Annotated in this window: 17 protein-coding genes; 15 read left to right on the top strand and 2 right to left on the bottom strand. The window is 63.9% G+C overall.

Annotated features, from left to right (window positions below; translation table 11 throughout):
- Position 1: 1 nt before the first annotated feature.
- From ACFSC3_RS20455 to copM, 15 genes are all read left to right on the top strand, one after another.
- Positions 2-478, top strand: coding sequence for an SRPBCC family protein (locus ACFSC3_RS20455; protein WP_380942251.1), 477 nt, complete (start codon positions 2-4; stop codon positions 476-478).
- Complete coding sequence (locus ACFSC3_RS20450) at positions 475-849, top strand: hypothetical protein (protein ID WP_026189138.1); 375 nt, start codon at positions 475-477, stop codon at positions 847-849. Before ACFSC3_RS20455 ends, ACFSC3_RS20450 begins: the two co-directional genes overlap by 4 nt.
- 45 nt (positions 850-894) lie before the next feature.
- Positions 895-1236 carry a flagellar hook-basal body complex protein FliE gene (gene fliE, locus ACFSC3_RS20445; RefSeq protein WP_026189139.1) on the top strand — a complete coding sequence of 114 codons (342 nt, stop codon included), beginning with the start codon at positions 895-897 and terminating at the stop codon, positions 1234-1236.
- Between the two features lie 31 nt (positions 1237-1267).
- Positions 1268-2155 (top strand): bestrophin family protein, encoded by an 888-nt coding sequence (locus ACFSC3_RS20440; protein WP_380942248.1) that lies wholly within the window; start codon positions 1268-1270, stop codon positions 2153-2155.
- 5 nt (positions 2156-2160) lie between these two features.
- Positions 2161-2544 (top strand): hypothetical protein, encoded by a 384-nt coding sequence (locus tag ACFSC3_RS20435; RefSeq protein ID WP_018251224.1) that lies wholly within the window; start codon positions 2161-2163, stop codon positions 2542-2544.
- Between the two features lie 3 nt (positions 2545-2547).
- Positions 2548-3234 carry a ZIP family metal transporter gene (locus ACFSC3_RS20430; protein ID WP_018251225.1) on the top strand — a complete coding sequence of 229 codons (687 nt, stop codon included), beginning with the start codon at positions 2548-2550 and terminating at the stop codon, positions 3232-3234.
- A complete protein-coding gene (locus ACFSC3_RS20425) occupies positions 3231-3839 on the top strand; it encodes a cation efflux transmembrane domain-containing protein (protein WP_007406859.1) in 609 nt (202 codons plus the stop codon). The genes ACFSC3_RS20430 and ACFSC3_RS20425 overlap by 4 nt, the downstream gene beginning before the upstream one ends.
- Positions 3836-6337, top strand: a complete 2502-nt coding sequence (locus ACFSC3_RS20420; RefSeq protein WP_007406838.1) for a heavy metal translocating P-type ATPase — start codon at positions 3836-3838, stop codon at positions 6335-6337. Before ACFSC3_RS20425 ends, ACFSC3_RS20420 begins: the two co-directional genes overlap by 4 nt.
- Positions 6334-7083 (top strand): HAD-IIB family hydrolase, encoded by a 750-nt coding sequence (locus ACFSC3_RS20415; RefSeq protein WP_007406852.1) that lies wholly within the window; start codon positions 6334-6336, stop codon positions 7081-7083. Before ACFSC3_RS20420 ends, ACFSC3_RS20415 begins: the two co-directional genes overlap by 4 nt.
- Before the next feature lie 113 nt (positions 7084-7196).
- Entirely contained in the window at positions 7197-7652 is a 456-nt protein-coding gene (locus ACFSC3_RS20410) for an MgtC/SapB family protein (RefSeq protein WP_018251228.1), read from the top strand.
- 98 nt (positions 7653-7750) lie between these two features.
- Positions 7751-8128 (top strand): hypothetical protein, encoded by a 378-nt coding sequence (locus ACFSC3_RS20405; protein ID WP_007406863.1) that lies wholly within the window; start codon positions 7751-7753, stop codon positions 8126-8128.
- 12 nt (positions 8129-8140) lie between these two features.
- A complete protein-coding gene (locus tag ACFSC3_RS20400) occupies positions 8141-8749 on the top strand; it encodes a DedA family protein (protein ID WP_007406854.1) in 609 nt (202 codons plus the stop codon).
- Positions 8750-8994: 245 nt separating this feature from the next.
- Positions 8995-9345 carry a DUF3147 family protein gene (locus ACFSC3_RS20395; RefSeq protein ID WP_018251229.1) on the top strand — a complete coding sequence of 117 codons (351 nt, stop codon included), beginning with the start codon at positions 8995-8997 and terminating at the stop codon, positions 9343-9345.
- Between the two features lie 5 nt (positions 9346-9350).
- A complete protein-coding gene (locus tag ACFSC3_RS20390; protein WP_206379108.1) occupies positions 9351-9665 on the top strand; it encodes a hypothetical protein in 315 nt (104 codons plus the stop codon).
- A complete protein-coding gene (gene copM, locus ACFSC3_RS20385) occupies positions 9652-10047 on the top strand; it encodes a CopM family metallochaperone (RefSeq protein WP_050794225.1) in 396 nt (131 codons plus the stop codon). The genes ACFSC3_RS20390 and copM overlap by 14 nt, the downstream gene beginning before the upstream one ends.
- Before the next feature lie 21 nt (positions 10048-10068).
- Here the strand turns inward: copM and ACFSC3_RS20380 are convergent, their stop codons facing one another.
- A complete protein-coding gene (locus ACFSC3_RS20380) occupies positions 10069-10344 on the bottom strand; it encodes a hypothetical protein (protein WP_143058621.1) in 276 nt (91 codons plus the stop codon).
- Positions 10345-10465: 121 nt separating this feature from the next.
- A partial coding sequence (locus ACFSC3_RS20375) for an efflux RND transporter permease subunit (RefSeq protein WP_380942244.1) occupies positions 10466-10955 on the bottom strand: 490 nt, incomplete at its 5' end.

Below are 10955 nucleotides of genomic sequence, written 5' to 3'. Positions count from 1 at the left end.
CATAACCAGCTCGATGCTTCACGGCGGGCCACTGCGCATCTGGTCGGCACTCACCGATCCGGATCATCGTCGGGCTTGGAGTCCGCTCGTATTCCTCGACAACCCGTGCCAGCTTGGCGAAACGGAATGTACCTTCGCGATCCAGGGCATCACCCGGCCAATTCGGACGCCGGCCCGGGTCGATCAATTCGATAAGCCGCGCGCCTTCGCTTGGTCCTGCGGCATCCCTTATCTGTTCACGCTCGAAGAACGGTACGAGCTGGCAGGGGACGATGGTGGCACTAGGCTAACACATAGCTGCACGCTGGGCGGGGCGCTGTCTCTGCCGTTCGCGGCGATGATGTTGCGTCGTCTGCGGTCCCTGATGATCGAGGCTGATGATCGCCTCGCAACCTATCTGCGCTGGCGGGTGGGTCAGCCTGCCCGTGGGATCAATCGTCAGCGCGTCCCCTCCCGCTACAGGAGGAAGGCGCGATGATGCCGTTGAAGCGGGTACTGCCCGCCCTCATCCTCGTTGTCGGCCTGGCGGCTTGCACGGAAAGCAAGCCGCCAGCCCCGCCAACGGAGCAGCAAATCCATTCGTCCGACAGCGCCGTGGCGACCGGGGAAATGGGGCGCCATCCCTATCGCTGTTCCGACGGGGAACCGCTGTTCGTCGACTACAAGGACAACGGCCTGCAGATCGATTTGCGGCGCTCCAGCAGCGCCGTGCCCATGACGCTGACCGCGCCAGCGCAGGGCCTCCAATATGTCGGCGAGACAGCCACCGCGACCTTCAAGGGGTCGCAGCTCACCGTCGTGGATGGCGAGGGCCGCACCCGAATCTGCGAACGGGAGGGCACCCGATGAACCGTCCTGTCTTCCGACACGTCGCACTGGAACGGGAGAGAAACGATGTCTGACACGTCGATCTCGAATGTGATGGCCATTCGGGCCGAAGTGATCGCGCGAAGCCGCGCTTTGCGTGCGGCGCAGCCGACGGCACCGCCCGGCGTGACGCCGACCGCTCCGGCGTCGAACTTTGCCGACACCCTCAATGCCGTGGTCGCGAAGGTCAACGAGACCCAGGAGCAGGAGGATGTCGTCACCGAAGCATATGAGCGTGGCGAAACCACCGACATTGCAACCGTCGCGCTCATCCAGAGCCGCGCATCCATTACTTTCGAGGCGACCCTGCAAGTCCGGAACAAGCTGCTGTCCGCTTATCGGGACATCATGAACATGCCGATCGGATGACGATTGCTAAGAGATTTAGGGCGTAATTGATATGATAGTCGGCGCGAGGCCACGTTTTAGGCAGATCATTATCGAGGTTTGGAAGCCTCTCACGATCCTGTTCGTGTGGGACGTGGCGGTGACGGCATTCCACATGATGACCCCGATCAAGGAACCGCCTTTGCCGACGGCGCTGTTCGGCACTGCCATCGCGCTCTTCATGGGGTTTCGGACCAACGCAGCTTATGCGCGCTGGTGGGAAGCGCGAACCCTTTGGGGCGCGCTCATCAATGCGTCGCGCAGCCTGGCCAGGATCACACGCAGCCTGACCAAGGGGGAACCCGAGGGCAGTGAGACGCGGCACAACATCATCCTGCGGCAGATCGCCTTCGCGCACTCGATGCGCTGCCAGCTTCGCCGACAGTCGCCCTATGAAGACATTGCCCGGATCGCCGGAACGGACGTCGCCGATATGGCGGTCGCTCGCCTGAACCCTGCCAACGCGCTCTTGGAGGACATATCGGGCAATTACGCCGACGCGCTCGCGGAAGGTCGGATCACCGAGATCCAGCAGGCAACTGTAGAGCGCGTCCTGATCGACATCGCCAATGCGCAGGGTGGCATGGAGCGGATCAAGAACACGCCGCTGCCCAATGGCTTTCGGTTTTTCCCGAACCTCTTCACGCGCGTGTTCTGCGTGCTGCTTCCGATCGCGCTGGTCGAATCCCTGGGCCTTGCCACGCCGATCGGATCGACGCTGATCGGACTCGTCTTCCTCGCGGTGCTGAGCATCGGCGAGGATCTGACCGATCCGTTCGTCAATAGCGTCCACGATGTCCCGCTCACGGCCATGTGCCGCACGATCGAGATCGACCTTCTTCAGACGGCGGGACTACCGGCCCCTGAGCCGCTGACGCCCGATCACGGCGTGCTGTGGTGAGGGCGGTGCGCGCCTTGCGGCACCTGCCTGGCCTGACAGCCGCGCGCATCGGCGCCGTTCTGTTCGCGGGTATGGTCGTAGGGGCGTGCAACCCCGCTCCAAGCCAACCGGCCGAGCCGGCGCATGAAAAGCATCTGACGCCTCGATTGATCGCGCAGCGCATCATGTATTGCGACGATGGATCGCGCGCCGATGTCGACTTCATCGACGACGGCCTGAAGATGGGTGTCACCTGGCTGCCCAAGGGCAGAACCGAGATCCTGCACGCGCAACGGACCGGCGAAGAATTTCGCGGCGACCAGTCGCGGGCAGTCGTGGCGGGCGGGTCGATCGCCTTCACGCAGCGCGGGAAGATCCGCGTCTGTCATCGAACACCGGAGGAATCATAGGATATGCAGGCATTGCTCTACACGCTTGCGCCTGTGTTGGCGGTCGTGCTCGGCGCGATCATCGCGAGCCGCACAAAGTTAAATCCTGGCCTCGTGGCGGGGCTACAGCATCTTGCTGCCGGCGTCGTGTTCGCGGCGGCAGCGACTGAAATCCTGCCGCAGGTCAAGCATGAGGCTTCGCCCAGCGCGACGTTGATCGGCGGGGCGGCGGGCGTCGTAACGATGCTGGGTCTCAAGGCTTTCGAGGCCCGCTTCAAGGGGCCGATGGCGCTGCTCGCCGCGATCGGCATCGACATCCTGGTCGATGGCCTGGTGCTCGGCCTTGCGTTCGTCGCGGGCGAGAAGGCGGGATTTCTGCTGACGATCGCGCTGACACTCGAAGTGCTCTTCCTGGGTCTGACACTGACCAACGAGCTGGCGGAAACCTATCGCTCGCGCCTGCGCATCATCGTGATCGTCTCGGCCTTGGCGCTGCTGCTGCCGATCGGCGCGCTCGCTGCCGTTCCTGTCGCCACGCTCTCGCCGGTAATGGTCGCTGGCTTCCTGAGCTTTGGGCTGATGGCGCTGCTCTACCTCGTCACGGAAGAGCTGCTGGTTGAGGCGCACGAGAAGCCTGACACCCCGCTCATCAGCTCGATGTTCTTCGTAGGGTTCCTCGCCCTCCTGACGCTCGAGGAGATCATGGGATGAATGCGAGCAACGACAACGCGGGCACGCAGGAGCGTCGCACGCTCTGGATCGTGCTGCTGCTGAACGCAGCAATCGCAGCGGGCTTTTTCGTATCCGGCGCGTTCGCCGATTCAAGTGCGCTCATCGCCAACGGCGTCGACAATCTGTCCGACACCGCCGTTTACGCTCTCAGCCTCGTCGCGCTGACCCACGGTAAGACGTGGAAGACGCGCGCCGCGATCGCATCGGGGGTAATGCTGCTGATCTTTGCGGGCGGCATCCTGATCGATGTCGGGCGACGCTATGTGCAGGGGAGCGAGCCGATCGGACCGACCATGATGGTCATGTCGGCGATCGCCGGCGTCGTAAACTACCTCTGCCTGCGGCTGCTCCAGCGGCTCAAGGATCCGGACGTTAACCTACGGGCCGCCACCACCTTCAGCTTCAATGACTTCATTTCCAATGGCGGCATCCTGATCGCGGGCGTGCTGGTGCTGTGGCTGGGCACCAACTGGCCGGACCTTCTGGTCGGCTTCGCTACCGCCATCATCGCCATCAAGGGCGGTGTCGAAATCCTGCGCGACGCGCGCGCCGAAACCAAGAAAAGCGAAAGGAGGTCGTCATGAACGACAAGCTCGAACTCGATATTCCAGTATTGTTGCCGGACCTTCCTGACGCGGCCGACGCTTGCCTGGACCGTCTCGTATCAACCCTGTCAAAGCGCGAAGGCGTCGAGCGGGCGCATGTGATCTGCCTCGACGGCGACACGCCGGCGGCCCTGTGCATCCATTTCGACGCTGCCAAGCTGCCGCTGCCGCGCTTGCGCGAGATGGTGCGCGCCGCGGGCGCCGAAATCACCGAACGCTACGGCCATGCGATCTGGCAGGTGACGGGGATCAGCCACGAGCGTCGGGCGCGCACCGTCAGTGACGCGCTATGCGCGCTGCCGGGCGTGGTGCAGGCGAGTGCCAGTACCAGTGGGTCTGTCCGGGTTGAATATGACCGCCGCGAGACCACCGAAGAGGAGGTGCGTTCGGCGCTTCGCAAGTTGAAGGTCCGGGTGGGCAAGCGGGTCGCCGCCGACGACCATGCCGGCCATGACCATGGTCCCGGTGGGCACGGGGCGGGCGAGGAGAAACACGGTCCTGGCGACGGTCACGACCATAGCCATGCCGATTTTCTTGGTCCCAACACCGAGTTGATCTTTGCGCTCGCTTGCGGCGCGCTGCTGGGAATTGGCTACGCGATCGAGAAGCTGGCCACCGGTGCACCGGACTGGCTGCCGACCGCCTGCTACATCGCAGCCTATTTCTTCGGCGGGTTCTTCACGCTGCGCGAGGCAATCGACAATCTTCGGCTGAAGAAGTTCGAGATCGACACGCTGATGTTGGTTGCTGCCGCCGGCGCCGCTGCGCTGGGCGCATGGGCCGAAGGCGCGCTGCTGCTGTTCCTGTTCAGCCTTGGCCATGCGCTTGAGCATTACGCGATGGGACGCGCCAAGAAGGCGATCGAGGCGCTGGCGAAGCTCGCGCCCGAAACCGCGACCGTGCGACGTGACGGGCAGACCAGCGAAATCCCGGTCGAGGAGATGGTTGTCGGGGATATTGCTATCGTCCGACCAAACGAACGCCTTCCCGCCGATGGTTTCGTCATCACGGGCACGAGCGCGATCAACCAAGCCCCGGTGACCGGCGAGAGCATCCCGGTCGACAAGGTGCCGGTCGCGGACGCGGCAGCCGCCCGCGCCAAGCCCGATGCGGTCGAGGCGGAGAGCCGCGTCTTTGCCGGCACGATCAATGGCGGCGGCGCGATCGAGATCGAGGTGACGCGCCGATCCAACGAGTCCGCGCTCGCCAAGGTGGTGAAGATGGTGAGCGAGGCGGAGACGCAGAAGTCGCCGACGCAGCGCTTCACCGATCGGTTCGAGCGCATCTTCGTGCCCGCCGTCCTGATCCTGTCGGTGCTGCTGCTGTTCGCCTGGGTGGTCATCGACGAGCCGTTCCGCGACAGCTTCTATCGCGCGATGGCGGTACTGGTCGCAGCGAGCCCTTGCGCGCTCGCGATCGCGACGCCGAGCGCGGTCCTGTCCGGCGTCGCGCGCGCGGCACGTGGCGGTGTGCTGGTGAAGGGCGGTGCGCCGCTCGAAAACCTCGGATCGCTCAAGGCGATCGCCTTCGACAAGACCGGCACGCTGACCGAAGGGCGCCCGCGCATCACCGATGTCGTGCCCGTCGACGGCACCGACGAAGGCGAGCTGCTGTCGCTGGCCGTCGCTGTCGAGGCGCTGAGCGATCACCCGCTGGCCCAAGCGATCGTCAACGACGGCCGCGAACGCCTGAATGGGCGCCCGTTGCCCACCGCTGGCGACCTCAAGAGCCTGACCGGTCGTGGCGTCACCGCGAGCGTGGATGGCGAGACGGTGTGGATCGGCAAGGCCGAGATGTTTGGGGGCGAGGGCATACCGGCGCTGGGGCAGGGGGCGCAGGACGCGATCGCGAAGCTGCGCGAGAACGGCCGCACGACGATGGTCGTCCGCAAGGGAGACCGCGACCTAGGCGCGATCGGCCTGATGGACACGCCCCGCGAAGCGGCCAAGACCGCGCTGCGCCGGCTGCACGAGATGGGTGTGTCGCGGATGATAATGATCTCCGGCGATCACCAGAAGGTCGCCGAAGCGATCGCCAACGATGTCGGAATCGATGAGGCGTGGGGCGACCTCATGCCCGAAGACAAGGTGGCCGCAATCAAGAAGCTTGCCGGCGAGGACAAGGTCGCGATGGTCGGCGACGGCGTGAACGACGCGCCCGCGATGGCGAGCGCCACGGTCGGCATCGCAATGGGCGCGGCGGGGTCGGACGTAGCGCTCGAGACGGCCGACGTAGCGCTGATGGCCGACGACCTGGCGCACTTGCCGTTCGCGGTCGGCCTGAGCCGTCATACGCGCGGCATCATCCGTCAGAACGTGTTCGTCAGCCTGGGCGTCGTCGCCTTCCTCGTGCCTGCCACCATCCTCGGCCTCGGCATCGGGCCAGCGGTGGCGGTCCATGAGGGATCGACACTGCTCGTCGTCATCAACGCGCTCCGGCTGCTCGCCTACCGCGACCCGGCGGGGAACGCGGCATGAAGTGGCTGGTCGCTTTCGACCTCGACGGCACGCTCGCGGAGAGCAAACGCCCGTTATCGGAGGATATGGCCGCGATCATCGCCCGGTTGCTCGCCGTTACCGATGTGGCGGTGATCTCGGGCGGGGACTGGCCACAATTCGAAAAGCAGGTCGCGTCGCGCTTGCCTGCGGACGCAGCGCTCGACCGCCTCTGGTTGATGCCGACCACCGGCACCAAGCTCTATCGCTTCATCGATGGGGCTTGGTGCGTGGTCTATGCCGAGCTGTTCGACGATGCGGAGAAGGCGAAGATCCGCGCGGCCTTCGACCGGGCGCTGGCCGATGCCGGCCTCGCCGATGAACGCATATGGGGCGAGCGGATCGAGGATCGCGGCAGCCAGATTACCTTTTCGGGGCTGGGGCAGGCGGCGCCGCTGAAGGAAAAGGAGGGATGGGACCGGGATCGGAAAAAACGCACTGCATTGCAGGCGACCTTGCGCGCAGTGCTGCCGGGCCTCTCGATCAATCTTGGCGGTACGACATCGATCGACGTGACGAGGGCAGGGGTCGACAAAGGCTACGGCCTGAAGCGCCTGAGCGCCGAAAGCGGCGTGCCGCTCGACGGCATGTTGTTCATCGGCGATGCGATCTTCCCCGGTGGAAATGACTATCCCGCCGTCGAGATCGGCCTCGACACGGTCAGGGTGCGCGACGTTGCGGAAACCGCCGCCGTCGTGGCCGCCATCATCGCATGTCTGCACCGGTAGGTTCGCAGATGTTCACGATCCTCGCCTTAATCACGAGCGCCTTCAAGGCGCTCGGCCCAACATTCGTTTTTAACCTCCGATTTGGAGCGATCGCGTAGAACAGGCAGGCCGGCATGTTTCAAAGCTCATGGTGGGAGATAACCACCCATATCATCAGTCTCGCCGTCGCCTACGCGCTTGCCCTTCCGGTTGGCTGGGATCGCGAGAAGGACGCCCGTAGCGCAGGCATCCGCACATTCCCGTTGGTTGCCATCGCCAGTTGCGGCTTCGTGCTGGTAGGCATCGCGATCCTCGGCCGCACGTCCCCGGCGCAGGCCAGGTTGCTCGAAGGTCTGATTACAGGCGTCGGTTTCATTGGGGGCGGCGCGATCCTGAAGAAGGGTAGCAAAGCCTCGGGTACGGCAACAGCGGCCAGCCTGTGGGCGACTGGCGCGCTCGGGGCGGCCGTCGGCTACGGCCTATACGATATCGCCTTCATCCTGAGCTGCACCACCTTCCTGACCCTGCGCTGTTCTCGTCCGCTCAAGCGCGCTACCAATGGCGACGCCTGTACTCCGGCAAGTCCATGACGACCTCTCAGGCGAGCCGATGGACACATCCAGTGCAAGCCCTCACCCGACGTTGGGCGCCGGCGCGGACTATCCCGGCGCGGGACCGCCAACACCGCTTGCTGCGCTGGGCGACGCTGTTGGAGCGCAATCCTCACCAGATCATCGGCCTGCTGCCTCCCTCTTGGGCAGGCGGTGACGCGCGCGGCCCGATGATCGATCGGCCGAGCGCGATCGATGTCGCATGGGACGATGTGGTGCTGCGTGTGATGGGGCTGGCGGGTCGATCGCGCCGTGAAGCCAAAGCATTCTTCGGGCTGTCGGACGCGGAATTGGATCGAATTGTCGCTGGGTCGTGGCGGTGTCCGATCCGCCCCGCTTGGCAGGTCGCCGCGCGGATCAGGAACGTCGAGTGCCCGCGACTGGAAAACGCGATCGTAGGATCGGTCCTCGCCCTCATCCTCGTGTTCTGCGCCATCTTCTATTGGATCATCTGACGAGGCTGTCTTGTGTTCGACATCATAACATCGATCCTATCGGCACTCGGCGGCTTTGGCGTCTTCCTGCTGATGCTGGCCGAGAACGTCTTTCCGCCGATTCCATCGGAAGTGATCCTGCCCCTTGCGGGCTACACGGCCGCGCAGGGGCGCGGCTCGCTGTGGGTGGTCGTTATCGCTGGCACCCTCGGATCGGCCGCAGGAGCGATCCTATGGTACTATGTCGGGCGCTGGATCGGCATCGATCGGTTGAAGCGCTTTGCTTCTCGCCACGGTCGATGGCTGACGTTGACGGCGGACGAGATCGATCATGTCGATCGCTGGTTCGACCGCTATGGCCGTTGGGCGGTTCTGTTCGGACGAATGGTCCCGGGAGTCCGGACGTTGATTTCGGTGCCAGCAGGGGTCAGCGGAATGCCCCTCGGTCCGTTCCTGCTTTCCACGCTTGCCGGCTCGGCAATATGGACCGTGATCCTCGTGCTAGCCGGCTACGAGCTGGGCGAACGCTATAATCAGGTGGCGAGCGTCATCGAACCGGTCAGCAACGCCGTGCTCTTGCTGGCCGTCATTTGGTATCTCTGGCGGGTCGCGACCTTCGGGCGATCCGGGGATCGCCATTGATGAATGTCAATGGCTCGTCTCCCGTTTTTCCCGCCGGACTTTGGCTTACGGCAGCTTCGATGCTGGTCTTCGTCACGCGCTACGCCAGTGCCCTTGGCCTGGTCCCGCGAGGAACCACGTTCATTCTCATCAAGTGGATCGGGAGGCTTTACCGCATCGGGTTTCGCGCATGGCGTCGCAACGGGGGGAAGTGGCGCTGGGCCGCATCATCAAGATCCACCGCCACAAGGTAAGCGAAGCATCCTATGTACTATCTTGCAGTCAAGGCCATCGTCTCGGGCATACTAATCGCGGCAGCGTCGGAAGTGGCGAAGCGCTATCCCGGGTTCGGAGCGCTGATTGCGTCGCTACCGGTCGTCTCGGTCCTTGGCATGATATGGCTGTGGCACGACCGGCCTGATGCGATGAACATGGCGGCCCATGCGCAGGCGACCTTCTGGTTCGTACTCCCCTCGCTGCCGCTATTCCTACTGATACCAGTCCTTTTGCGTCACGGAATTGGCTTTTGGCCAGCCTTGGCCGCCGGATGCTGCCTGACCGTCCTGCTCTATATCGCGATGGTTCTCGCACTCCGGCGCTTTGGCATCGCTTTGTGATTTCCATGAACAACGAGCGGGTGAACAGAATGACAAACCTCAAGGAACGCGCGCTCATTGCCGCTGTCGCGACCATCGCTCTGACTGGATGCGGACTGATTAAACCACGGGATGCTGGCTATTTCCGTTTCCACGCGGAAGAGGCGAGGCTGGTTGTCACCCGCTGCGAGCGGGGCCAGGAAACCGGCAGCGACTGCGAGGCCGCGGCCCAGGCCGTGGCCGAGCTCGATGCGGCTGCGCGCCGGCAACCTCCGGCCAGAGCCGGACGCCAGCGCGGACATGATGCTACACTGGAGAAGGAACGTGATGATCGGAATTAACGGCACGCTCGCGCTGATGGTCGCAACGGCCGCTGGACTGACGCCACCTGCTGCGAGCGCACAGCACGCTCAACACGGTACGAGCGTGACCCGGGGAGCTGATGCGGGAAAGCGGGCCGACACGCCCGCAACCAGAGCCTACCGGGCCGCGAACGCCAAGATGCATGGCGCTATGGACGTGGCCTTCACTGGTGATGCCGACGCCGACTTCATGCGCGCGATGATCCCCCATCATGAAGGCGCGATCGCGATGGCCGAGATAGAATTGAGGTACGGGCGCGATCCCGCTGTTCGCCGGCTTGCAGCCGAAGTAGTGGCGACGCAGCGGCGCGAGATCGCCGAGATGCGGGCGTGGCTTGCCCGGCGCGAAACCCGCAAGTAGCGGCCCGAAGCCTTACCGCCGTCAATGATGGCGGCGGTAATGCCTCGGACGGGAATGACGATCATAGTGCCGATCGCGCACGTAGTGGCGAGACTGGTATCGCGGAGAGTCGGCATAATAGCCGCCACCATAATAGGGCTGCGCATAGCCATAGCCGTGATTTGACACGACCACACGTCCATGTCCGCCGTAGCTACCATGACCTGTGGAATGACGGCCACCATGATGCTGCGCCATCGCAGTACCAGGGACCAACGAAGCCAGCAGCCCCGCTGCAATCCAAAATGTCTTACGCATGTCTACTCTCCTACCATCGGACGATAGGATCGAACGACGGCGTATTTGATATTAGGGCTTCTACTTGAACCGACACTGAACTTGATGCCGGTCAACGATACCAGAACGTGCGCATGTAGACTCAAATCTGGGCCTTTGTGGTGCCGACAGTCGAACCTTGTGCCTTTGAGCCTCTCAATCGCATGGACAACGCTGTGATGGCTGGCAGGACAAGAAGGGTCAGGATTGTCGATGTTATAAGCCCCCCGATGACGACCGTTGCGAGTGGGCGTTGCACTTCTGCTCCTGTGCCGGTCGCAAGCGCCATCGGCACGAAGCCAAGAGACGCGACCAGCGCGGTCATCAGCACCGGACGGACGCGCTCCATTGCGCCGCCCACGATCGCATCGTCGTCGGCCGCACCGTCTTCGCGATACTTTCCGATCGCACTCATCATCACGAGGCCGTTGAGGACGGCAACGCCCGATAGGGCTATGAACCCGACCGCTGCGGTGATCGAGAAGGGGATACCGCGCAGCAGCAGCGCAAACACGCCCCCTGCGAGCGCCATCGGCACCGCCGAGAACACGATCGCCGCCGACACGAAGCTGCCGAGCGCCATGTAGAGCAGG

Origin of the sequence: Sphingomonas floccifaciens, from assembly GCF_042681125.1 — a bacterium.
GTDB classification, from domain to species: Bacteria; Pseudomonadota; Alphaproteobacteria; order Sphingomonadales; family Sphingomonadaceae; genus Sphingomonas; species Sphingomonas floccifaciens.
The sequence above is the reverse complement of the archived record's forward strand: the minus strand, read 5'-3'. Positions and strand labels throughout refer to the sequence as shown.